This window comes from Roseibium sp. (genome assembly GCF_965276855.1).
Taxonomy (GTDB): Bacteria; Pseudomonadota; Alphaproteobacteria; order Rhizobiales; family Stappiaceae; genus Roseibium.
In genome coordinates this window covers 3,722,529-3,744,855 of the sequence record NZ_OZ255700.1, presented here as the reverse complement: position 1 = coordinate 3,744,855, position 22,327 = coordinate 3,722,529, and the positions used below count along the sequence as shown (strand labels likewise).

Below are 22,327 nucleotides of genomic sequence, written 5' to 3'. Positions count from 1 at the left end.
TTTGCTCTAAAGCCGGACACGGTGTTCCGCTTGACCCCTGGTCGATGTCTCAGCGACAAAGGTCTTGCCGTCGCTATCGCCAGTCAGCCCGCCTTCGGTCGCGGTTGTTACGAAAAGAGTTTTCAGATCGGCACCACCAAAGGCCGGGCAAGAAATCTGTTCAGCGGGAAAATCAATTGCTTCGATGAAGGATCCATCCTGCGCATAACGAGCGACCCGGTGGGCGCCCCATTGTGCATTCCAGAGGTATCCGTCCGCATCGACGACCGAACCGTCGGGGTTCAGACCTTCGGTTGTAAGATCAGCAAAGACGGTTGGCTCGCCCATCGGCCAACCATACGGGTCGAGTGCGGTTTTCTGAATGATACCCGTTGGCGTATCAGTGAAATAGGCGGTCTCACCGTCCGGAGAAAAGCAGATCGAATTGGTAATCGTCAGACCGGAAAACAACTGACGCAGCTCTCCGCGAAAGTACCGGTAGATACTGCCTGCACCAGTTTCAGCACGTTTTCCCATGGTCCCGATCCAGAAGCCGCCGTACGGGTCGGCGCGTCCGTCATTGGAGCGGGTGATCGGATTGTCTGCCTCCAGCGGGCACAACATCTGCTCGGCCCCAGTTTCCAGGTCGAACAAAAAGAGCTTACTCTCACTGGCGATCACCAGGGCATGTTCACTGATCCACCCCGCGGCAGAAACATGTTCCGGAAATTGCCACGAGAGGTCTTCATCGCCTCTCCGGCTCAGCAGTTTTTTGTTGAGAATGTCGAACCAAAACAACTGCTGGCGCTGAGGGTGCCAGATCGGCCCTTCCCCCAAAAGGCATTGCCTATGATCGTAGATCGTTGCCATCTTACGACCCATTCGATGTTACGGCAGCATCATAGGCAGTGACAATGGCCCCAGCCCGGGCTTTGATCTCATCAACCGTATATCCCGGCTTGAACAGTGCCGTCCCAATACCAAAACCTGTTGCGCCAGCTTTCAGCCAATGATCGAAATTGTCCGGCCCGGCTCCACCAACTGCGTAGGTCTTCGTTCCCTTCGGTAATACGGCAAGCATGGCCTTAAGCCTATCAGGACCGATGAGCGTGGCAGGAAAAAACTTCAAACCATCAGCTCCGTTGCGGAGCGCGCTGAAACATTCGGTGGGTGTCATCACACCCGGAAAGGATGACATTCCCTCCGCCTTTGTGATGCGGATGACGTCCGGATTGCAATCCGGCGAGACAATCAATTTGCCACCAGCGGTTTTAACCTGATGAACCTGCTCAGCTTCCAGAACAGTTCCAGCACCGATTTCAGCTCGCTCGGAATAGGCTTTCGCCATGGCCTCAATACTCTTGAGCGGCTCCGGTGAATTGAGGGGAACCTCAATCTTGGTGATGCCAGCCTCTATCAAAACCTCTGTAACCGGCAAGGCCTCAGAAGGCGTTAGTCCCCGCAGGATCGCGATGATGTGTCGGCTCATTTTGTTTCTTTCAGGTGTGCTTCATAGGCCAAGCTTAGACCCTTGACCGTATAACTTTCAGCGTCGAGCAACGCGCTCTGGTGCCCGAGGATACCAAGCGCTGCTCTATAAACTCGCGAGAGCTGATCCTTGCCCAAGATTGCTGTTGTCTTTAGATCAAACTCTGATGCGACTGCGGCAAGTTCAGCTCCGATAAGCAGACCTGAAAGGCGACCAGTCGCGGCTTCGGGAGTTTGCCCTGCAATCAGACTGGAGGCGCGAATGCCGAAGAGCTCACTGGTCAGACGTTCCGGAGACCTGGTGATCTCTTTGACTGCCACCTCAAAACTTGTGTTGCAAAACCCCTCTTGCGCCAGGCTATGCTGCAGGACGGATTTGTCTTTCAAAAGGGCGAAGACTTCGCCCGTCATACACGTGCGAAACCTGGTGATGGTCCCCTCCTCCAATACCACCCACTTGGTATGGGTCCCAGGCAGGCAGATCAGACCGGTAAATGAGGGATGGTCAGACAGAAACCCGGCAATCTGGGTTTCTTCGCCGCGCATCACATCTGCCGGTGCCATCTGTTTGATGCCTGGAAGGATATAGACCGAGAGCCGTGGATCGACCGGCTCCACGATTGTCGCGTTGCTGACACCGGGAGGCGCGCAAGGTGTCTCCCTATAAGGCGCTTCCCGCCAACCTTGCCGCGACCCGGCCATACCGCAAATTATGACCGGAATTGTTCGGTTCTCGGGCAAGCACTCGCAGATCAGCTCCAGAAGAGCGCCTTCAAAGTCTTCCGGCGCGAGTGTACTCATTCCTCTGGCCGACGCTTTGTGCAAAACCGTATGATTTGCAGCGTCGAGCGCCCAAATCCGCAGATTGGTCGTTCCCCAATCAGCGGCGATCCAGGCAATGTCATCCTCTCCACTCATCCGGTTACCACAACCCCGCCATCGACTACGAGAGATTGACCGGTCATTGCCTTGCTGGCTTTTGAGGCAAGGAACAGCACCGGGTCGACCATGTCTTCAGGCACCAACTCCTCCTTGAGGCACTGGCGATCGATATGAGCAGCAAGGCCTTCCGGCGTTACCCACATATCCTTTTGCTTTTGGGTGAGAACCCAGCCGGGAGCTACAGCATTGACGCGAATACGGTCCGGGCCAAACTCCCGCGCCAGGCTCCGGGTCAATCCGTTGATGCCGGAGTTGGCTGTGGTATAGGCCGGGTATCCAGCGTTGCCCATCATGTAGGAAATCGATGTGAAATTGATGATCGATCCGCCGCCCGCTGCTCGCATGCCGTCGACGACGTGCTGGCACGCAAAGAAATAGGCCTTCAGGTTGATCGCCTGGGACCAATCCCAAAAGCCCTCATCAACCTCTTCCGTGGTGTGGCGCTTGTCATTGGCCGCGTTGTTGACAAGGACCGAGATCGGCCCGTTCGCCTTCACGGCCGCATCCATTGAGGCCTTGAGCGCACTCATGTCGGTGATATCGCACGGCAAAAACACCGGCCGGTTGCCATGTTTTTCTTCCATTTCATCGCAAAAAGCAGTCGCATCGGACCGCTGCACGAAGGCGACCTTGGCCCCTTGCGCCAAGAAACCATCCGTCAGAGAGGCGCCGATGCCGGACCCACCGCCGGTGATGAAAACCGAGCTGTCTTTGAGATCCGGAAAATTCGCGTACATCAGTGGGTCCCCTGTGTTTGTGGCTCAAAATGCCAAAGTGATTTGCTCAATTTGGCAGACGCTGGCCTTCGATAACCCAGATTGTGTCCGGGAACCGCCAGGGCAGTGTCAGACCGTGCGACATCAAATACCGACCGCTGACCGTGAGATCTTGATGTTTCAAAAGCGGCGCGCCACGAGACAAGCCGGGCGTCTCGTCCCGGTTCGTCAGCGTGATCTTATAGACAGCATCTGGGTCCAAACCCGTCAAACGGATCGGGTGCGGCAGGATCTGGTCGGAAGGCCGGGTCAGGGCGGCGAAAACTGCAAACCGGTCCCCGGTTTCCGCTACCTGTATCTCCGCGATGGTTGCCGGATCGGTCGTATCGAGACGCAGGATGTCCGCCTCCATCAACCAGTCCCGGTTGGCCTTCCACCAGTCGGTCACGGCCTTCAACGTCCGCGCTTCGTCATCCGTCAACTCGCGCGGATCCATTTCAAACCCCATGTGCCGCTGGGCTGCGGTCCAGGCGCGCATCGACATGCAGATCACCCGGCCTGAAGTGTGGCAGTGACGTGGACCGACATGCGATCCGGTCACGGACGCGGGTAGGAAAAGCGCTGCATCGTGCTGAATACGTTGACGCTCCAGCGCGTCGTTGCTGTCGGATAGCCAGACCCGCTGCGTGCGTTCCAAAATGCCAAAATCGATCCGGCCTCCGCCGGACGAGCAGCTCTCAAATTCAACATGTGGGAAGGCCGTGCGCAGCTGATCGAACAGGGCGTAAACACCCTCAGTCTGTGCCGCATCGACAACGGGCAGAACCCGGTTGTGATCCCATTTGACATAGCCAACGGCATGGCTGCCAAGAACTGCCGACATCTGGTCAAAGAGATATTTGCGAACGTCCTGCCGGCCCATGTCGAGCACGAGCTGCTGGCGGCCGCGTGTCTGGTCTTCAAGTCCCAGGATCCAGTCCGGATGGGCGCGGTAGAGATCGCTGTCCTCATTGACCATTTCCGGCTCGTACCAGATGCCGAATTCCATGCCCAAAGACGTGATATGGTCAATGAGCGGAGTGAGGCCCTCCGGGTATTTGCGCGGATCAATCGTCCAGTCCCCAAGAGAGGACGTGTCATCGTCGCGTTTGCCGAACCAGCCGTCGTCAAGAACGAAGCGTTCCGCACCAAGCTCCGCAGCCCGGTCAGCGATGGCTTTCAGCTCATCGAGTTTATGGTCGAAATAGACGGCTTCCCAACAGTTGTAGTGCACGGGGCGCGGCGTCCGCGCGTCCTTTACGATTTGCGTGCGGACATGCCGCTGAAACCGGACCGCAGCCCCATTGAAGCCATCGGCGGAATAGGTGGCATAAAGCGGCGCGGTCGCAAACGATGTGCCCTTGCGAAGGCTGGCCGACGCGTGTCCGAACTGGATCTGCCGCCTGCCATCCGCCAATTCCTCTGCGACCATTTTATGGCCTCCGGACCAGCCATAGTGAAAAGCATAGGCGTCCCCAGTGGTATTGGAGGTTCCAGAATTACACACGATCAAGCCCGGAAAGTGGGCATGATCGGTCCGGCCCGTCCGGTTGTCACGAACGCGTGCGCCGGGGGCAAAGGGCAGGCGGTTGGTCAGGAATTCCGAGCACCAGCGGCCGGAAAACTCGATCATCTCGTTGGTGTACACCGGAACCGGCAGGACAGGCGCTGCCAGCCAGTCGACAACAATGTCGTCATTGCTGCGAAGATGGCATTGCAGTTTCAGGAGCGAGGTGTCGGCCGTCAGGCTGAGAGCAAATGTCAGCAACAGACCGCAGTCTTCATCAGAGTAAACCAGTGACAACTCATTGCCGGACTGCTCTTCCGATTGAAAGCTGAAACGTGGGGCCAGAACCTTCCCAGCAGCGTCTCGTGCCGCAAGCCCTGTCTGTCCGGGAAAGGTTCTTGAAGCTTCCGGGTTCAAACTGATTGGCGCATTTTCATCCACCATGCCGCCGGTCACATCCATGACAGCAGCTTCCGCCAGAACCTGCAGGTTTTCGCTCTCCGGCAGGGCCGGACCCCAGTAGACAACCTCCGGTAGACCAGCATTACGGCATGCCAGGACCAGACTCTGATGCTGGTCGCCAAGATGCCAGGTCTTAATCATTTCACGGCCCCAAGCGTCAAACCGGCGATGAAATGCTTTTGCATCATGAAGAACATGGCAACCGGGGGCAGAGCTGCGACGATGGAGCCCGCGCTCATCAGGTGATAGGCGGCCCGGTATTGGGCATTGAACGAGGTGATCCCCGCGGTGACCGGCTGGCTTTCAACGCCTTGGGTCAGCACAATCGCCCAGAAGTAATCGTTCCAAATGAAGGTGAAGATCAGCACTGAGAGCGCGGCGATAGCGGGCTTCATCAGGGGCAGGACGACAAACCAGAAGATCCGCCATTCTGCTACGCCTTCCACCCTTGCTGCTTCGATCAACTCAAACGGCAGGGCGCGGATGAAATTGCGCATGAAAAGCGTACAGAATCCGGTCTGGAAAGCGATGTGGAACAGAACCAAGCCGGTGATCGTGTTGTAGAGCCCCAACTGCAGCGTGAGATCGCGGACCGGGACCATGAGGATCTGGAACGGCACAAAGTTGCCGGCGACGAACATGAAGAAGATCCAGATGTTGGCTCTGAACTTATAGATACCGAGCGCGAAGCCGGTCATGCAGGACAGCGCGACCGCACCGATCACAGTCGGGATCGTGATCTTGAACGAGTTCAGGAGATATTGCGGCATGTCCGATCCGGTGAAAACCAGACCGTAATTAGTGAACCCCTCAAAAGATGACGGCCAGCCCCAATAGTTGGCATTCGCAAAATCAGCGTCAGGTTTGACCGAGAAAATGGCGACGGCGATCAGGGGCAGCAGCCAGAGGATCAGCGCAAGCGGCAACAAGGTCTGATAGGTAATCTGCCAAGAGCGCGGTGTGCGTTCGATGGGTGTCGGAAACATCTCAGCGCGCCTTTTCTTCCTTGTACATCGACCATAGGAAGTAGGCGATGAACATCAGCATGATCAGGAAAAGGACAACCGCAATTGCCGCGCCATATCCCATCCGGAAACCGTATTCAGACAGGGCAACCTCGAACATGTAGAAGCTGAGCACGCGGCTTGCGCCAAACGGTCCGCCGTTGGTCATGATCGAGATCAGGTCGAAGGACCGGAGCGCACCGATAATGGTCACGACGAAGGCAATGAAGGTTGCCGGACGAAGCTGCGGAATGATGATGTACCAAAGCATCCGCCAGCCTTTGGCACCATCGAGACGCCCCGCCTCAATCTGTTCCGGATCAACAGCATTCAATCCCGTCAGATACAGGATCATGCAATACGCCGTCTGTGGCCAGAGCCCGGCAACGATGATCCCAATGGTCACCCAATTCTCGTCCCCCAGAACATTGATCGGCGGGAGACCGACGGAACCGAGCAAAACGTTCAAGATGCCGAAGGTTGGGTCGTAGAACCAAGTGAAGACCAGTCCGACGACCACTTGAGAAATCACGAAGGGAAAGAAAAACAGCGACTTGTAAAGCCGGATACCAGTCACTGTCTGGTTCAAAAACAACGCAATGAAAAGGCCGGCAGGGATCGCGGCCAGATAGAGAACGAGCCAAATAACATTGTTCTTGAGGGACGTATAAAACGCGTCATCCCAATAGAGCTCTTCGTAATTGTAAAGACCAACAAACTCCGCTTCTCCAAGTCCATCCCACTCGTAAAGCGACAAGTTGAAGGACTGGAAGATTGGAAAGATGACGTAAAACAGGAAAAACAGGATTCCCGGGGCCAGAAAGAGCCAAGGCGTCAACTGTTGCTGGTTCCTGTGCCACCACGATGTCTGGTGGCCGTCTGTCGTGTAGGCCATTCGGAAACTCGTTGGAAGAAATCGTCTCTGGCTCTGCCGGCTGGCAGAACAGGAGTTTAAGGCAGGGTGCCGAAACACCCTGCCCGTTTCATCAGATCGGAGTTAGTCCTTGTAGATGCGCTTGGCCGACCGGTCCAAACGGGCCAGGATCTTGTCCAGATTGTCCGGCTTGACCATGAACTCCTGCATGCCCTCCATGGCAACTTTTGCCATTTCAGCCGGAGCATCCCGATCGAAGAACTGCGCGACACCGCCTGGCGAGTTTGTCGACAGCATTTCAAATCCCTGCTCCAGGAACTTGTCCTGATCGACAGAGGATTTGGCGTTCACCGGAAGCTGCCCAAGGTTCTTGCCGTCGTTGATCCATGTTTGGACGTCCGGAGACACCACATACTTCAGGAACTCGCGGGCATTTTCTTTGTTCTGCGCATTGGCCGGAATGTGGAAGGTATCGGTTGGCGCATCTTCAGCCTTTTCAATACCCGGCGTGATTTCGACAAACTGGTAAAAATCCAGCTGATCATCAGTGAGGCCAGCATCGCGCAGCGGTGCAACGGCGAAGTTGCCCATCAGGTAGGCTGCAGCATCGCCCTGAACCATGAACGGCAGCGCTTCCTGCCAGCTGTAGGTCTGATGATTGTCGATGAAGGCGCCCATGTCGATGAGCTCGCGCCAATTGGCGAATGTCGCCCGGACCTTATCAGAATCCCACTTTTCCTTGCCCTGCAGCAGGTCCATGTGGAAATCGAAGCCATTGGTGCGCATGTTCAGGTAGTCGAACCAGCCACCGGCCGTCCAAAGGAACTTGGTGCCGATCGTGTAGCACTTTTTGCCAGCATCAATGATCTTCTGGCAGTTGGCTTTCTCCTCTTCCCAAGTGGTCGGCTCAGTAAGGCCCAGCTCGTCGAAGATGTCTTTCCGGTAGTAAACACCCCATTGATAATAGGTGTAAGGCACACCCCACTGCTTGCCATCAATGGTCAGCGCACCTTTTGTGGATGCAAGATTTTCACCGATTTCGGTGCCGTCCCACAGATCGGAAACATCTTCGAACAGCCCAGCTTCGACATAGGGACGCATCCGGTTGGCCGCATACCAGGTCGCAACATCCGGAGCGTTCGCCGTCAGGAAGTTGCGGATCTGGGTCTTGTAAGCTTCCCGGTCAATCACTGTGGTCTCAATCTTGAGATCCGGATTGTCTGCCTGAAAATCGGCAATCATCTTTTCCATCGTCGCCCGGGGAGCCGGGTTGGATGTGTCCAGAAAGATCTTGAGATCACCGGTCAGGCCGTCAGCAAATGCGCCGCCGGTCGCCGTTGCAAAAAATGCAAGAGCCGCCGCGGACGTCTTCAACATGGAACGCATGGTTTCCTCCCTTAAGGTTCCATTATTTGAAACTTAGTTTTGTATATTGATACCTTGCGGGTGAGCGGTTACGTTGTCAACAGGCTCGGCGATAAGAAACGGGTCAGGAGGAGAGCTCACATGAACAAACACGCCACCGGAGATGGGACGGTCGGCAAAGCACTTGATGTGCTGGAGATGGTGTCAGCCAAGGGGCGGCCGGTCCGGTTCTCCGAATTGCTCAATGAAAGCCCCCTGCCCAAGGCAACGCTCTACCGGCTGCTGCAGACCCTGGTGAGCCAAGGCATGCTCTCTTACGGCGATGAGCAGCAGACCTATGCGTTGGGTATCCGCCTTGTCCGGCTCGCCCATCAGGCCTGGCGCCAAAGTTCCATTGCACCAATCGCGCGGCCCATTGTTTCCGCTTTGTCAGAGACCGTCGGCGAGACGGTGCACCTGGCACAACTGGACAACGGACAAGTTCTTTATGTCGACAAACGCAACGCAAAAGATCCCATAGACATGTATTCCCAGGCGGGAAAGGTTGGCCCGGGATACTGCACGGGGGTCGGCAAGGCCCTGATGGCGTTTCTCGAGCCAGGTGAACTCGATCAGGTGATCGCCAAACAATCCTTCTATCGCTACACCCCGGCAACGCTGGCCGACGAAGCCTCTCTGCGCGCTGATTTGGACACTATCCGCCAAGAGGGAATTGCTTACGACCGGGAAGAGCATGAACCGGAAATCATCTGTATCGCAGCACCGATCTTGTCACCAAAGGGCCGTCCGATTGGCGCGCTTTCGGTGACAACATCAACCCGGCGCAAAAGCCTTGATGAATTGAAAGAAGCAAAGCCTGCGCTCTTGAAGGCTGCATCTGAAATTGCCGCAGCTGTCTCGGACTGGCAGTTTCCAGGATAATTGTTCCCAGGGAGGGGAGAAGAACTTCATGTCTGGTGTCACCTTAGACGGAGCCGTTAAAAAATACGGTGAGGTTCAGGTCATTCACGGTGTCGATCTTCAGATTGAACACGGTGAGTTCTGTGTATTTGTCGGACCGTCCGGCTGTGGAAAATCCACGCTCTTGCGCATGATTGCAGGCCTTGAGGAAACCACCGGCGGAAAAATTTCCATCGGCAAGAGAGACGTGACCAAATCAGATCCGGCCGAACGCGGTGTCGCGATGGTGTTCCAGACCTACGCCCTTTATCCGCACATGACGGTCGAGGAAAACATGGGCTTCGGCCTCAAAATGAACGGGCACCCGAAGGCCGAGATCAAGGAGAAGGTCGGCGAAGCGGCGCGTATCTTGAAACTCGAGCCTTATTTGGCGCGCAAACCAAAGGCCCTTTCAGGCGGCCAACGCCAGCGTGTTGCCATCGGACGCGCCATTGTTCGCGGACCGGAAGTCTTCCTGTTCGATGAGCCGCTGTCGAACCTAGATGCGGAGCTGCGCGTTGATATGCGGGTCGAGATTGCCCGGCTGCACAAGGACATCGGCGCCACCATGATTTATGTGACCCACGACCAGGTCGAGGCCATGACCTTGGCCGACAAGATCGTGGTTCTGCGCGCCGGGCGGATCGAGCAGGTCGGCTCCCCAATGACGCTCTATTCCGATCCGGACAACAAGTTCGTCGCCGGTTTTATTGGCTCACCGTCGATGAATTTCATTGAGGGGACCGTCCAAGATGGCAGCGTTGCCATTCCGGCATTTGGTGGTTTAACGATCGAGCCATCCGTTGCACTTCCCAAAAATGGCGAAAAGGTTCTGGTCGGCCTCCGCCCGCAGCATCTGGTGATCAGCGAGACGGACGAGGGCGCGAGGGTTGATCTTTCCGAACAACTCGGCGGTGTCGCGTACTCCTATCTTGTTTGCCAAACGGGAGAACGCGTCATCATAGAAACAAAGGGCGAAGACGTCCCGAGACCGGACAGCACCGTTGCAATCACGTTCGATCCAGCCAACGCCTTTTTCTTCGATGCCAAGACCGAACAACGGCTCCGTTGAGTGCAAGTTTTGCGCTCTGCGAATTTTCTGATGGAAGACGCCAATAGGCAGTGGTTTTAACGCCGAGGCGTCAAACTGAAAATTTGCTTGTGATCACAAGCTTCAAGTCAATCATTTTAAGTTGACCGGCCGACGGCCATCGGCTTTTTTAGCGATGATGGTTCTCAGACGCCAAAGGCCGACGAGATGAAAAGGGAACACGGTGCGGCGTAGCCAGTAGGCACCAAATCCGTGACTGCCCCCGCAACTGTGAGCGGTGAGCGACCCCGTAAAACACCACTGGACACTTCGTCCGGGAAGGTTCGGGAGAGTTACGACCCGCGAGTCAGGAGACCTGCCATCACCGGTGCAGATGCTGCGCCGGATCTTCAACTTGACGCGGGCGGGGCGCCCGGCTCGGAGCATATGATGGCAAAGCGGTCACCACCGCCACCACTTCGTTTTGTTTGGCGCGCCCTTCTTTGTGGCGGAGGGCCAAATGAACCATCGTATAACTGTTTGCACATCCTGCCGGCGAAGGGGCACGGAAACACGTCCGGGTTTTGAGCTGATTGAACGGCTCCGAAACGCCTTACTTGCTGCTGACGACACAATGCCCGAAACCTTCGACGTTTCAGGTGTCGCCTGCATGGCGGGGTGCGATCGGCCGTGTACGATCGCCTATCACGGCACGAGCAAGGCCTCCTACCTTTTCGGGGACATTGATCCAGAGACCGATGTCGATGATCTCGTCGCGTTTGCAAAACAATACGCCTATCTCGGCGACGGATGGTGTTCGTCTGTCGACCGTCCAGGCAAGTTGCGGAAGTCTACGCTGGCGCGGATACCCGCCACCGGCGCGGCATTCGAAGAGCAGAAAGCGCGCGCTTCGTGACCGCAGCAACCCTCACCGCCAAAGACCTGTCTTGGTCGCCAAAGCACCATGGTGACATCCTGCTGCGATCGACCAGCTTCCATCTTGAAGCGGGCCGTGTACTCGGAATTGTTGGACCGAACGGTGCCGGCAAAACAACCCTGCTCAGACTGCTTTACCGATTTTATCGACCGGTCACAGGTCAGGTTCTGCTTGACGGTGAGGACATCTGGAGTCTCTCCGCGCGCGAGACTGCACAGCGGATTGCCGCCGTCTTGCAGGAACAACCAAGTGACTTTGCACTCACTGTCGGTGAGATCGTGGCACTTGGGCGGACACCGCACCGGCGCGGGTTTGCTGGGACGACAGGCTCCCATGACCGGAATATCATCGAGAGCGCCTTGGACCGGCTGGACTTGCACGGACTGGCAGGCCGCCAACTTGGAACCCTCTCGGGCGGAGAGCGCCAGCGTGTCATGGTGGCCCGCGCCTTGGCGCAAGAACCGCGGCTGTTGATCCTGGATGAACCAACAAACCACCTCGACATCCGTCATCAGCTGGAAGTTCTGGACCTTATCCGCAGTTTGCCCCTGACGATCGTCACCTCGCTGCACGATCTGAACCTTGCTTCTGGGTTATGCGACGATGTTGTGCTCCTCCAATCGGGCCGTCAACTCGGGTTCGGATCACCTGCCCATGTTTTGACGGAAACGGCTGTTTCCCAGGCTTTCCAGGTTGACGCCCGGCGCGAGCGCCTCACCCCCAGCAACAATGATCATCTGACTTTTCATATTCAAAAACAGGGAATTTAACTCATGAAGAAAACATTGTTGACCGGCCTGGCACTTGCTCTTTCCGCAGGCATTGCAACCGCGGAAACCAGCGTGCAGAGCTGCGACCGTGTGGTGACCTTCGATGCGCCACCGCAACGCGCCATATCCAACGACGTAAATCTAACAGAGATGATGCTGGTCCTCGGTCTTGAGGACCGAATGGTGGGCTATACCGGGATCTCAGGCTGGAAAACGCTAGATGAAGAAATGCGGGCAGGTGTTCAGGAACTTCCGGAACTGTCCTCCAAATATCCGTCCAAGGAAGTGATCATTGGAGCGGATGCCGACTTCTACTTTGCCGGTTGGAACTACGGAATGAAAGTCGGTGGTGAGGTCACCCCAAAGACGCTCGAACCTTTTGGCGTGAAGGTTTATGAGCTCACCGAATCGTGCACCCACATCATGGACAAGGACAAAGCCAGCATCGAGGACATGTATGCTGACCTGTTGAATTTGGGACGTATCTTTGACGTTGAAGAGCGTGCCGAAGACCTCGTAGAGGGTTACCGCTCGGACCTTGCCGCGTTCAAGCAGGACCTCAAAACAGGCGAACCGCTGCGGGTGTTTGTTTATGACAGCGGCGAAGACACGCCGTTTACCGCCGGGCGCTACGCCATGCCGACCGCGCTCATCGAAGCTGCGGGCGGCAAGAACATCATGGATGATTTTGAAAAAAGCTGGGCCACCGTCACATGGGAAGAAGTGGTTGAACGCAACCCGGAAGTCGTCGTGATCGTCAACTACGGCGAAGTCACTGCAGACCAGAAACGTGCGTTCATGATGTCAAATCCAGCTTTTGCAGATCTCGATGCCGTCAAGAACGACCGCTTTGTAACGTTGGAGTATGTCGAGGCAACGCCGGGACCGCGCAACATCAGAGCGATCAAAACACTCGCCGAAGCCTTCTGGAGCGAGTGAACCCGTGAGCGAGACGAGGACTGTTCAAATAAAATCGCTATTGTCTGGAAACAAGCTGATTGCCGGTCTTGGCGGGCTTGTGCTGCTCCTTGTCTCGCTCTCTTTCGCGGTTTCGGTAGGCGCTGTTCAGATCGAACTTGGAACCGTTTGGGGCGTATTCCTCAACAAACTGTCTCCTGGAATGATTGAACAGACTTGGTCGCAAGGCCGTGAAGCGATTGTCTGGGAAATCCGTTTTCCAAGAGCCCTGCTTGCCATGATGGTGGGCGCGGGGCTGGCCATCGTCGGTGCAAGTCTTCAGGCGGTGACCCGCAATCCGTTGGCGGACCCTCACCTCTTGGGAATTTCTTCCGGCGGCGCTTTTGGCGCAATTCTGGCCCTGCTTCATACCGGTTTGTTCATTGGTTTATTGACGGTCCCGCTATTTGCATTTCTGGGTGCTCTCGCAGCTACCGCCGTTGTGCTGGGTGTTTCGCGTTTTGCCGATGCGACAAGCGCGGACCGTTTGGTGCTCGCAGGTGTGGCCGTGTCCTTCATTGTCATGGCAGCGGCAAACGGGTTGATTTTCCTAGGCGATCCTCGCGCAACCCACACGGTTGTGTTCTGGATGCTGGGAGGTCTGGGACTCGCCCAGTGGAGCCAGCTTGTCTACCCGCTCATAATCCTGCTTGCATGCGGCACCTGGTTGATGTCGCAGGCGGCAGCTCTGAATGCCATGACGGTTGGCGACGAGACAGCCTCCACTCTAGGTATTCCGGTTGCCCGCTTCCGTCTCATCGTGTTCGTTGTGGGAGCTTTAATCACGGGCGTGATGGTTGCGTTCTCCGGCATCATCGGCTTTGTCGGCCTGATGGTCCCGCATGTTGTCAGACTGGTTGTCGGCGGCGACTATCGCCGTGTTTTGCCGGGCTCCGCGCTGATTGGCGCGGTCTTTCTTCTTTGGGCCGACATTGCAGCCAGGACCGTCATGGCACCGGAAGACATGCCCATCGGCATTGTCACTGGTCTGGTCGGGGGCGTCTTCTTTGTTTGGCTCTTGCGGGGAAAAAGAGCGGCATAAGGAACGCCGCTCTTTCTAACATTCGATCTCGGCCGCGCAATCATCAGAATGCGGTGCCCAGGTATTTACAGTTGCCCTGCTGCGGTGGCGATTGCTTCGTCGGTTTGCTGTAAGTCCTCAGCTGAAAGCGCCAGGTGTGCGTAGAGCTTGCTGTCGGGTTTCAAGATCCCGCTTTGGCGCAGCGATGCGTTGAACGCCTTGGCCTGCGCCGCGTTGTTCTTCAGCGTATCACGGTAGTCGCGCACCGGGTCTTCGGTAAAGACGACATCGAACAACATGGGTTCGCCAACGATCTGGTGAGGAACGCCTGCGGTCGAAAGATGCGTCGCGTAACTTTGCATCAACCGCTCACCGTTTTTCTTAATCTCCTCGTAGGCGCCCGGACGGCGCAGGACTTCCAGCGTCTTCAAGCCCGCCACACTGGCAACGGGGTTGCCGCTTAGTGTTCCGATCTGAAACGTAAAACTCTTGTCGCCGACAACGGCCTTGTCGAAATGGGCCATAATCTCAGATCTGCCCGCAATCGCGGCGAGCGGAAAACCGCCGCCAATGATTTTGCCGAGCGTGCACAGGTCCGGCACGACGCCGTAGTACTCCTGCGCACCGCCATAAGCGAACCGGAAGCCGGTCACCACTTCATCAAAGATCAGAACGATTTCATGCTTGGTTGCCAGATCCCGCAAGGTCTGCAGGAAACCCGGTGCAGGCGGGATCAACCGTTGCAAAGGCTCCACAATGATACAGGCGATTTCGCCGGCATATTCCTCAACCAGAGACGTCACGAAATCTGCGTCGTTGAACGGCGCAATCAGCATCTTGTCGCGCACACTTTCCGGAATGCCGGCGGAATCTGGAACAGCTTGCGGGTAATTGACGAGCGTCTTGGGCGCAAGGCTCATCAAGGCTTCGCCGGACATTCCGTGGTAACCGCCCTCGAATTTGAGGATTTTGTCTTTCCCCGTAAAGGCGCGGGCAAGCCGCATGGCGTACATGTCCGCTTCTCCGCCCGTCGACACGTAACGGATCTGCTCGGCGCAGGCCATGGCCTCGACCAAGACTTCAGCAAGTTCAATACCGGCTGCATTGTTGGTGAAGAACGTCATGCCCTTGCCAAGCTGTTCTTGCACCGCGTCCAGGACTTCCGGATGGCCGTGGCCCAGGATCATTGGGCCGGACCCGATAAGATAGTCGATGTACTCTTTGCCATCCTCGTCCCAAACCCGCGAGCCCTTGCCTTCGCGCAAGATCAAAGACGGATCGAAATTTCCAAACCCGGCCGCAGGCAGGACTTCGCCTGCACGGTCTTTCCAATCGGATTGCGAGATATTCGTTTTCATGGGGGCGCCTCCCAGGCTGGCCTTATGCCACTAGGTCGAGAATGGGATCTCCGAGCACATCCGGATCGGGTGACACACCCAATCCCGGACCACTTGGAGGAGAAATGAAACCACCGGTCCGCGATGGCGCAGCGGGATCAATTCTGGGTGCAACATATCCGGACAAATCACAGACATTCATGATGCCCTGGCGCGGTGTCGCGGCCGCGACATGAAGCGCTGCAGCTGTTGCGATATCCGAACCCCAGGTATCCTCAACACACATGCGCGCGCCGGCATAAAGACACAGATCCCGGGCCTTCCGGAGTTCGGTAATGCCACCGAATTTGGACAGTTTCAGAGCCACCGCATCCATGCAGCCAAGTTCATAGGCCTTCAAAAGGCTGGTGGTGTCATGGGCGTTTTCATCGAGCTTCATCGGCAAACCTGTGGCTGCTCTGACTGCAGCGCACTCTTCTAGAGTTTGGCACGGTTGTTCCAGCATGATGTCGAGGTCGGCAACGGCACGCCCGACACGGGTTGCGTCCATCCGGGTCGCACCGCAATTCCAGTCGCCATAGACGATCGGGCCAGGACCCACTGCTTCGCGAACTAGCCGCAAGCGGGCAACGTCTGCTTGCCAATCATCGTCCGCGCCAAGTTTGACCTGGATCTGGGTCATGCCGGCTGCAATCGCGTCTTTTGCGATCCGAACCATATCATCCGGCGCGATACAGGTGATGGAGTGATAGAGCGGGAGTTCATCTGTCTGCAATCCGCCAAGTAGGGTGTAGATCGGCAGCCCGCAGGCCTTTCCGGTCAAATCCCATAGCGCAATGTCGATGGCAGATTTTGCATAGACATGACCGATCAGGTGCTTGTTGCAGGCCGCCATCGCAGCCTCTGCGCCAATCGGGCTCCGCCCAATCAGAACGGGCGCGAGTTCTTCAAGGGCCGGAGCAACACCGTTGGCATAGGCGGGCAAATAATGAGGAATCGGGCAGACTTCGCCCCAACCGGAGACGCCTTGTTTGGTCTCGATGCGCACAACCATGCTGTCCACGGTGGCACAGGCCTTGCCGGATGCCATGTAGTAGGTCTCGTGGCTAGTCAGTGGAACCCGCCACAGGGAGAGACTCGAGATTTCAAGATCGGGTACGTTTCTCATGCGGCGTCTCCATATACCGCGATCGGGTCGCCAAGAATTTCAGGATCAGGTTCGACACCGATGCCAGGGCTCTGGTCGAAATGAACCGAGCCTTCGACATTGCGCGCGCCCTGACCGGGAACTGGATCAACAGCAAGATGCGCATGGCACAGCCAGCTTGCCAGTCTGTTGGCCTCCGGCGTTGCAGCCGCCAGATGCAAGGCGGCTGTGTCCGCGAACGCGGTTCCGCCCGTGTCTTCTATGTGCATCTGCCAACCGACCGAGATGCCGAAATCCCGGATCTGTTTCGCCTTGGTCAGTCCACCGACCCGGTTCGGCTTGACCTTGACGCCCTGGCAGATGCCTGCCTTCCAGGCATCAAGATGATCTGCAAATGAATGCAGACACTCATCCAGCATGATCGGCTGAGGCACTTTGGCGGCCACAAGCGCACACTCCGCAAGCGTTTCACACGGCTGCTCGATCCAGTCGCGGGCTGCAACCGAGTTTAGCACCTGTAGAGCGACACCTGGTGTCCAGGCCCGGTTCACATCGAAGGTCACCTGTTCGTCCGGCGCTAAGGCCGCTGAGATTGCCTCAATGCGTTCGATGTCGGCCTTGAAATTGCTGCCACCGGCCTTGGCTGAGTGGGTCTTGTAGCCCTTGGCACTGGCAGACTGAATATCCGCGATCATTTCGTCTGGCGTACCAGTTGAAATTGACGAATTGATCGCGACCTCTGCTGGATTTTCCGCACCAAAGAGCCGCCAAAGAGGGGAGCCGCTTGATTTGCCAAGGATGTCCCAGCAGGCAATGTCCAAAGGTGCTTTTGCGTAGGGGTGTCCGGGCAATTGCAGATCCATCGCGCGATTGACGGACTCCAGAGCCCGCGGGTCCTTGCCGATCAAGGCAGGTGCCAAGAGCTTAAGAGCTGCGCGCAAACCCGAACCATGGGCCGGCAGGTAAGTATGACCCCACGGGCACCCTTCCCCCCAGCCGGTGAAACCTTCGTCGGTTTCAATGCGCACGAAGGTGCTGTCGAGCCTCTCGAATTTCAGCCGCCCACCGGAAAGCCAGTAGGGTTTGGAGAGCGGCAGATCGATCTGCCAGACCGAGATCTTTGTGATCTTCATGCGGCCTCTCCATAGGTGGCCACAGGTTCTCCAAGAGAGGTAAAATCCGGAGCAACCCCGAGCCCCGGTGTGTCAGAGGCAAAGAGCTTTCCACCCCCCGTCTTTGGGGCAGGTGTTCCTGTCGAGCGGGTATTGTAATTGCAAAGGTCTGTTGTGTTTTGCAGATAATCCTCTGGAGTGGACGCTGCAAAATGGGCAAGCGTTGCGGTTGCGATTTCGCCGCCCCATGTGTCTTCGGCAACGACCGGGATCCGGTTGTCGAGGAAAAAGTCCCGAACCCGCCGAGCCTTCGACAAGCCTCCAAGATTCGATATTTTCAGGCACACCAGATCCGCACCCTGATCGGCAACAATCCGTTGTGCGGCTCGCATGCCGGTCACGCATTCGTCGAGCTTCATTGGCAGATCGATCCGCCGGCGCACCTGAAGGCACTCCTCATAAGTCCTGCAGGGCTGTTCGAAGATGAAGTCGAGATCCCGTGTTGCACGGGCCACCCGGAGCGCATTGTCGACGCGCCAGCCCTGATTGGCATCGGCCATCGCTTTTTCGCCGGGTTTCAGAAGCGGAACGGTTGCGCGGATGCGGTCTATGTCGCTGGACCAGTCCGCACCGACCTTGATCTGGAATTGCCGGTATCCTGCAGCCCGATGCCGGTCCAGCTCGGCGATCGTCTCTTCGGTTCCTCTATGCGGCGCGACACGGTACATGGGCGCGCCGTCCGTGAGTTTTCCGCCGAGAAGAAGCCAAACCGGCACTTCCAGAGACTTTCCAAAGATATCCCAGCAGGCGGCGTCGAAAGGGGCCTTGGCATAACCGTGGCCTTGAATGGTATGATCGAGGATCTGCTCGATCCGGGCCACCTGCCTCGGATCTTCTCCGATCAGAACCGGCGCGACCAACCGCGCGAGCGCTTCAACCCCTTCAGAATGGGCGACCATGTAGTTCTCGCCGCAAGGCGTGAACTCGCCGCAGCCTTGCACACCCGCATCCGTATCAATCACGACAACCGAGGCCTTTGCCACCGTAATGGCATTGCCCGCTCCCCAGCCGTATGCGCCATCGACATAGGGAAGATCTGTCTTGTATACACGGATGCGGGTGATCTTCATGGGGTCACCACAATGTTGCCCGTGTGCTTCTTCTCAATGAACGCGGTTTGTGCCGCGTGAAAATCTTTGAGTGGGTAGGTCGCGGCCAAAGCCGGCCTGATTTCATCGCGTTCAATGTACCCGACAACGTCCGAGAAAATATGGGGAGCAATAACGGTCGAGCCGGTAAATGTCAGGTCGCGCAGGTAGAAGGTTCTCAGATCGAGTTCCACGATCGGACCCGCGATTGCGCCGGAGCACGTATACCGACCACCGCGTTTCAGAACATCGATCAAAGTGCCCCAGTAGGATCCTCCGACGATGTCCGCGACGACCGAGACCGTGTCTTTACCCATTGCTGATTTCAAGACGGCTTTAAGGTCTGCCGGTGCCCGTTCAAGAACGTGATCCGCGCCGAGCGCCTTCACGTCTGCATGTTTGGCGGGCGACGCCAGAGCAATAACAGTCGCGCCCCGGCGTTTGGCAAGTTGGACGAGAGCCGACCCGACACCGCCCGACGCGCCAGTCACAAGAACCGTATCGTCTGCATTGACATTGGCGCGGCTGAGCATCCCTTCCGCGGTTGTGTACGAACAGGAAAATGTTGCCAGTTCTGCATCAGATAGTGTGCTGTCGATGGTTCCGACATTCCGCGCGTCGACAACCGTATATTCGGCAAACCCGCCATTGCACTCGGAGCCGAAATAGCCGGTCTTGTCCATGTTGTCCGGATCGGACCAGTCCCGCAGCCAGCAGTCGACCATGACGCGCTTGTTCAAGAGGTCTTCAGAAACTCCATCTCCCAACGCGACAACCGTGCCAACCGTATCGGCACCCTGGATACGTGGGAAGGTAATAGGCCTCCCGCCCCACGTCGGGTCTTCCTCGGCAACCTCCTGATAGGCCCCGCCTGTGGTCGCCTCGGAAACCGTCTTCGAATACCAGCCGGAGCGGGTGTTCACGTCGGTGTTGTTGAGGCCGCAAGCTCCGACCTTGATGAGGACTTGCCCGGCGCCCGGTTCGGGTGTCGGCCAGTGTTCGTGCCAGACGATCTTGTCCAGGCCACCATGTCCCTCAAGAACCATCGCTTTCATTGTGGCGGGAATGCTCATTCCGCGGCCACCCCGACCGGTGCGTCTGTGCGCGGTAAAATGCTATCCGGATCGTACGCTGGGACATCAAGAACCCGCGCTGATCGCGACCCATTCATGACGACGACTTCCAACTCGGTCCCCGCGTTCGCAGCCTCCGGTTTGACGTAGGCAAAAGCCAGGATCTTGCCGACTGAATGACCGTAGGCAATCGAGCTTGTTGCCCCGACGACCTTCCCGTCCATTAGTACAGCTTCTCCGCCATGGCCATCAGCAACGCCATCCGGCTCCACTTCAAGATAAACACAGACCCAGGGAAGTGCGCTTTCCGCGCTCTTTGCGGTTTCTTCACGACCGAGGAAGTCACCCTTGTCCAGTTTGACGAAGCGCATCACATCCGCTTCCGGCAAAGTGACTTCGTTTGTCAGTTCACCAGCGCCTTTGAAGCCTTTTTCGAGCCGCAGGGCATTCATCGCAAAGGACCCGTAGTCCACGAGACCCAGACTTTCCCCGGTCGCCCAAAGTGCGTCGTACACCGCCAGCATGTCTTCCCGGGGAACGTGGAATTCCCAACCAAGCTCGCCTGCATAGGACATGCGGAATGCCCACAGTTTGCGGCCTGCCACTTCGATTTCCTGTGCCGTCAACCACCGGAACGACGCATTGTCCAGAGCGGCCGGGGTATTGGGAGCCAGAATATCGCGGGCCCGCGGCCCGTTCAGCGCCATCGCCCCCCAGTCGGTCGAGAGGTTTCGGACCGTTACCGTTTCACCGTCAAGATGTTGGGCCAAGTGATCAAGCAGACGCTGCTCGAAGAACGCCGCGCAGACGAGATAGAACCGGTCCGGGCCAAGCCGCACCACGGTCAGCTCCAGCTCAATCCGGCCACGCCGGTTGAGCATATGGGTCAAGGCGATGCCGCCAACCTTTTTGGGAAGCTTGTTGGCAGCCAGACGATCGAGATAGGCTTCTGCGTCCGGACCGGACACTTCGATTTTGGTGAAAGCCGAGATATCCATGATGCCGGCAGTGTCCCGCACTGCCTTCATTTCCTTCGCCACGACGCCATGCCACTCAGGCCGGTTGAAGGAATAATAATCGCGCTGCTCCAGACCGTCCTTTGCGAACCAGCGCGGCCGTTCATGACCATAGACTTCTTCGTAAACCGCACCCTTGTCTTTCAAACGCTCATAAAGCGGGCTGGGTTTGATCGGCCGGCCTTCCAGGCGGTTGAAGTGCGGGAACGGAATTTCGTGGCGCAGGCAATAGTCTTCCTTGGCCTTGATCACCTGCCAGTCCTTGTCGGCATAGTCGCCGAACCGGCGTGGATCAAACTCGCGCATGGAAATGTCGGCGGCGCCATGCACCATCCATCTGGCCAGTTCGCGTGTCAGACCCGGGCCCCAACCGATGCCGATCTGGGTGCCACAGCAGCACCAGTAATTCTTGACGCCGGGAGCTGGGCCAATCAGCGGATTGCCGTCCGGCGGGTGTGAAATTGCGCCGTGGACTTCGCGCTTGATACCGAGCTCTGCAAAAATCGGCATCCGGTCCATGGCGTTTTCCAGCCAGGGCATGATCCGATCGTAGTCGGCGTCAAACAGCTCGTTTTCCGCTTCCCAGGGGCAATGATCCTCCCAGACCGTGTTCGGGTTTTCCTTCTCGTAAATTCCGATCAGGCCGGACTTCTGCTCCATGCGGATATAGCCGGAGACCAGCTTGTCGTCGCGAATGACTGGAAGTTCTTTATCTAACTCCAGGAACTCCGGAACCGTGTCGGTGACGATGTAGTGGTGGGTCATGGAGGTCATCGGCAATTGCAGGCCACTCCATTCGCCCATCTGGCGCGCATAGGTGCCACCTGCATTCACCACATGTTCGCAGGTGATGTCGCCAAGCTCGGTAAACACCTTCCACTCGCCCGTCGGCAGCTGCTTGATGTCCTTCGCCCGGCAGCGGCGAATGATCTTCACACCCAACTTCCGCGCACCGATTGCCAGCGCCTGGGTCACACCGGACGGATCCGCGTGCCCGTCATCCGGCGTGTGGAGCGCGCCGAGAACGCCGTCGAGATTATAGTAGGGATGCAACTCCCGGATCCGGTCCGGCCCCACAAGTTCCATCGGAAACTGAAGCGCCCGGCCAACGCTCATAGTGTGGCGCAGCCAATCCATTTCGTCTTCCGTATAGGCGAGACGGAAAGACCCGCAACCATGCCAGGTTACGGATTGGCCTGTCTCTTCTTCCAGCTGCCCGGAATAAAGATCAATGTTGTAGCCGACACATTTTCCAAGGCCGAAGCTGGAAGTGGAATGCGTGATCTGGCCGGCCGCGTGCCAGGTCGACCCGGATGTCAATTCTGCTTTTTCCAAAAGCACAACATCCGACCATCCCTCATGCGCCAGATGGTAGGCAAGCCCGCATCCCATAATACCGCCGCCAACAATGACAACACGTGCCGAAGACGGCAGTTTCGTAGCTCCAAGTTCTGACACGTCACA

The 22,327-nt window shown here is 57.1% G+C and carries 20 protein-coding genes and 1 riboswitch; of the genes, 6 read left to right on the top strand and 14 right to left on the bottom strand.

Annotated elements, in window-relative coordinates; translation table 11 throughout:
* Nucleotides 1–6 precede the first annotated feature (6 nt).
* The 8 genes from ACQY4Z_RS17265 to ACQY4Z_RS17230 all read right to left on the bottom strand — a co-directional run bounded on the left by ACQY4Z_RS17265 (nt 7) and on the right by ACQY4Z_RS17230 (nt 8,397).
* Nucleotides 7–849, bottom strand: a complete 843-nt coding sequence (locus ACQY4Z_RS17265; protein WP_428523290.1) for an SMP-30/gluconolactonase/LRE family protein — start codon at nt 847–849, stop codon at nt 7–9.
* A 1-nt stretch (nt 850) separates the two neighbouring features.
* Entirely contained in the window at nt 851–1,468 is a 618-nt protein-coding gene (locus ACQY4Z_RS17260; protein ID WP_428523288.1) for a 2-dehydro-3-deoxy-6-phosphogalactonate aldolase, read from the bottom strand.
* Nucleotides 1,465–2,385 carry a 2-dehydro-3-deoxygalactonokinase gene (locus ACQY4Z_RS17255; RefSeq protein WP_428523286.1) on the bottom strand — a complete coding sequence of 307 codons (921 nt, stop codon included), beginning with the start codon at nt 2,383–2,385 and terminating at the stop codon, nt 1,465–1,467. The genes ACQY4Z_RS17260 and ACQY4Z_RS17255 overlap by 4 nt, the downstream gene beginning before the upstream one ends.
* Nucleotides 2,382–3,146 carry an SDR family NAD(P)-dependent oxidoreductase gene (locus tag ACQY4Z_RS17250; RefSeq protein WP_428523284.1) on the bottom strand — a complete coding sequence of 255 codons (765 nt, stop codon included), beginning with the start codon at nt 3,144–3,146 and terminating at the stop codon, nt 2,382–2,384. The genes ACQY4Z_RS17255 and ACQY4Z_RS17250 overlap by 4 nt, the downstream gene beginning before the upstream one ends.
* Before the next feature lie 46 nt (nt 3,147–3,192).
* Nucleotides 3,193–5,274: an alpha-galactosidase gene (locus ACQY4Z_RS17245; protein WP_428523282.1), complete on the bottom strand. Its 2,082-nt coding sequence runs from the start codon at nt 5,272–5,274 to the stop codon at nt 3,193–3,195.
* Complete coding sequence (locus tag ACQY4Z_RS17240; RefSeq protein ID WP_008195769.1) at nt 5,271–6,119, bottom strand: carbohydrate ABC transporter permease; 849 nt, start codon at nt 6,117–6,119, stop codon at nt 5,271–5,273. Before ACQY4Z_RS17240 ends, ACQY4Z_RS17245 begins: the two co-directional genes overlap by 4 nt.
* A gap of 1 nt (nt 6,120) precedes the next feature.
* Complete coding sequence (locus ACQY4Z_RS17235; RefSeq protein ID WP_306147458.1) at nt 6,121–7,032, bottom strand: carbohydrate ABC transporter permease; 912 nt, start codon at nt 7,030–7,032, stop codon at nt 6,121–6,123.
* Nucleotides 7,033–7,134: 102 nt separating this feature from the next.
* On the bottom strand, nt 7,135–8,397 hold the full coding sequence (locus ACQY4Z_RS17230; protein ID WP_428523279.1) for an ABC transporter substrate-binding protein: 1,263 nt from the start codon (nt 8,395–8,397) through the stop codon (nt 7,135–7,137).
* Between the two features lie 120 nt (nt 8,398–8,517).
* Between ACQY4Z_RS17230 and ACQY4Z_RS17225 the strand changes: the two genes are divergently transcribed.
* The 6 genes from ACQY4Z_RS17225 (at nt 8,518) to ACQY4Z_RS17200 (ending at nt 14,051) form a co-directional block, all read left to right on the top strand.
* Nucleotides 8,518–9,297 carry an IclR family transcriptional regulator gene (locus tag ACQY4Z_RS17225; RefSeq protein WP_428523277.1) on the top strand — a complete coding sequence of 260 codons (780 nt, stop codon included), beginning with the start codon at nt 8,518–8,520 and terminating at the stop codon, nt 9,295–9,297.
* Between the two features lie 28 nt (nt 9,298–9,325).
* Complete coding sequence (locus tag ACQY4Z_RS17220) at nt 9,326–10,387, top strand: ABC transporter ATP-binding protein (RefSeq protein WP_428523275.1); 1,062 nt, start codon at nt 9,326–9,328, stop codon at nt 10,385–10,387.
* 141 nt (nt 10,388–10,528) lie between these two features.
* A riboswitch (cobalamin riboswitch) is annotated at nt 10,529–10,743 on the top strand.
* Between the two features lie 122 nt (nt 10,744–10,865).
* A complete protein-coding gene (locus ACQY4Z_RS17215; protein WP_428523273.1) occupies nt 10,866–11,261 on the top strand; it encodes a DUF1636 family protein in 396 nt (131 codons plus the stop codon).
* A complete protein-coding gene (locus ACQY4Z_RS17210) occupies nt 11,258–12,052 on the top strand; it encodes an ABC transporter ATP-binding protein (protein ID WP_428523271.1) in 795 nt (264 codons plus the stop codon). Before ACQY4Z_RS17215 ends, ACQY4Z_RS17210 begins: the two co-directional genes overlap by 4 nt.
* A gap of 3 nt (nt 12,053–12,055) precedes the next feature.
* The gene (locus ACQY4Z_RS17205) at nt 12,056–12,991 is read left to right on the top strand and encodes an ABC transporter substrate-binding protein (protein ID WP_428523269.1); all 936 of its coding nucleotides are present in this window, start codon (nt 12,056–12,058) and stop codon (nt 12,989–12,991) included.
* Between the two features lie 55 nt (nt 12,992–13,046).
* A complete protein-coding gene (locus ACQY4Z_RS17200) occupies nt 13,047–14,051 on the top strand; it encodes a FecCD family ABC transporter permease (RefSeq protein WP_428529597.1) in 1,005 nt (334 codons plus the stop codon).
* Nucleotides 14,052–14,116: 65 nt separating this feature from the next.
* Here the strand turns inward: ACQY4Z_RS17200 and ACQY4Z_RS17195 are convergent, their stop codons facing one another.
* The 6 genes from ACQY4Z_RS17195 to ACQY4Z_RS17170 are packed head-to-tail and all read right to left on the bottom strand — an operon-like array spanning nt 14,117 to nt 22,321.
* Entirely contained in the window at nt 14,117–15,388 is a 1,272-nt protein-coding gene (locus tag ACQY4Z_RS17195) for an aspartate aminotransferase family protein (protein WP_428523267.1), read from the bottom strand.
* Nucleotides 15,389–15,410: 22 nt separating this feature from the next.
* The gene (locus tag ACQY4Z_RS17190) at nt 15,411–16,535 is read right to left on the bottom strand and encodes a mandelate racemase/muconate lactonizing enzyme family protein (RefSeq protein WP_428523265.1); all 1,125 of its coding nucleotides are present in this window, start codon (nt 16,533–16,535) and stop codon (nt 15,411–15,413) included.
* Nucleotides 16,532–17,647, bottom strand: a complete 1,116-nt coding sequence (locus ACQY4Z_RS17185; protein ID WP_428523263.1) for a mandelate racemase/muconate lactonizing enzyme family protein — start codon at nt 17,645–17,647, stop codon at nt 16,532–16,534. Before ACQY4Z_RS17185 ends, ACQY4Z_RS17190 begins: the two co-directional genes overlap by 4 nt.
* Nucleotides 17,644–18,756, bottom strand: coding sequence for a mandelate racemase/muconate lactonizing enzyme family protein (locus ACQY4Z_RS17180; protein ID WP_428523261.1), 1,113 nt, complete (start codon nt 18,754–18,756; stop codon nt 17,644–17,646). The genes ACQY4Z_RS17185 and ACQY4Z_RS17180 overlap by 4 nt, the downstream gene beginning before the upstream one ends.
* Nucleotides 18,753–19,847 carry an alcohol dehydrogenase family protein gene (locus ACQY4Z_RS17175; RefSeq protein ID WP_428523259.1) on the bottom strand — a complete coding sequence of 365 codons (1,095 nt, stop codon included), beginning with the start codon at nt 19,845–19,847 and terminating at the stop codon, nt 18,753–18,755. Before ACQY4Z_RS17175 ends, ACQY4Z_RS17180 begins: the two co-directional genes overlap by 4 nt.
* Complete coding sequence (locus ACQY4Z_RS17170; RefSeq protein ID WP_428523257.1) at nt 19,844–22,321, bottom strand: FAD-dependent oxidoreductase; 2,478 nt, start codon at nt 22,319–22,321, stop codon at nt 19,844–19,846. Before ACQY4Z_RS17170 ends, ACQY4Z_RS17175 begins: the two co-directional genes overlap by 4 nt.
* Nucleotides 22,322–22,327 lie beyond the last annotated feature (6 nt).

Coding starts and splice junctions, on each gene's coding strand:
- ACQY4Z_RS17265 (WP_428523290.1), bottom strand. CDS start 849: ATGGCAACGATCTACGATCATAGGCAATGCCTTTTGGGGGAAGGGCCG.
- ACQY4Z_RS17260 (WP_428523288.1), bottom strand. CDS start 1,468: ATGAGCCGACACATCATCGCGATCCTGCGGGGACTAACGCCTTCTGAG.
- ACQY4Z_RS17255 (WP_428523286.1), bottom strand. CDS start 2,385: ATGAGTGGAGAGGATGACATTGCCTGGATCGCCGCTGATTGGGGAACG.
- ACQY4Z_RS17250 (WP_428523284.1), bottom strand. CDS start 3,146: ATGTACGCGAATTTTCCGGATCTCAAAGACAGCTCGGTTTTCATCACC.
- ACQY4Z_RS17245 (WP_428523282.1), bottom strand. CDS start 5,274: ATGATTAAGACCTGGCATCTTGGCGACCAGCATCAGAGTCTGGTCCTG.
- ACQY4Z_RS17240 (WP_008195769.1), bottom strand. CDS start 6,119: ATGTTTCCGACACCCATCGAACGCACACCGCGCTCTTGGCAGATTACC.
- ACQY4Z_RS17235 (WP_306147458.1), bottom strand. CDS start 7,032: ATGGCCTACACGACAGACGGCCACCAGACATCGTGGTGGCACAGGAAC.
- ACQY4Z_RS17230 (WP_428523279.1), bottom strand. CDS start 8,397: ATGCGTTCCATGTTGAAGACGTCCGCGGCGGCTCTTGCATTTTTTGCA.
- ACQY4Z_RS17225 (WP_428523277.1), top strand. CDS start 8,518: ATGAACAAACACGCCACCGGAGATGGGACGGTCGGCAAAGCACTTGAT.
- ACQY4Z_RS17220 (WP_428523275.1), top strand. CDS start 9,326: ATGTCTGGTGTCACCTTAGACGGAGCCGTTAAAAAATACGGTGAGGTT.
- ACQY4Z_RS17215 (WP_428523273.1), top strand. CDS start 10,866: ATGAACCATCGTATAACTGTTTGCACATCCTGCCGGCGAAGGGGCACG.
- ACQY4Z_RS17205 (WP_428523269.1), top strand. CDS start 12,056: ATGAAGAAAACATTGTTGACCGGCCTGGCACTTGCTCTTTCCGCAGGC.
- ACQY4Z_RS17195 (WP_428523267.1), bottom strand. CDS start 15,388: ATGAAAACGAATATCTCGCAATCCGATTGGAAAGACCGTGCAGGCGAA.
- ACQY4Z_RS17190 (WP_428523265.1), bottom strand. CDS start 16,535: ATGAGAAACGTACCCGATCTTGAAATCTCGAGTCTCTCCCTGTGGCGG.
- ACQY4Z_RS17185 (WP_428523263.1), bottom strand. CDS start 17,647: ATGAAGATCACAAAGATCTCGGTCTGGCAGATCGATCTGCCGCTCTCC.
- ACQY4Z_RS17180 (WP_428523261.1), bottom strand. CDS start 18,756: ATGAAGATCACCCGCATCCGTGTATACAAGACAGATCTTCCCTATGTC.
- ACQY4Z_RS17175 (WP_428523259.1), bottom strand. CDS start 19,847: ATGAGCATTCCCGCCACAATGAAAGCGATGGTTCTTGAGGGACATGGT.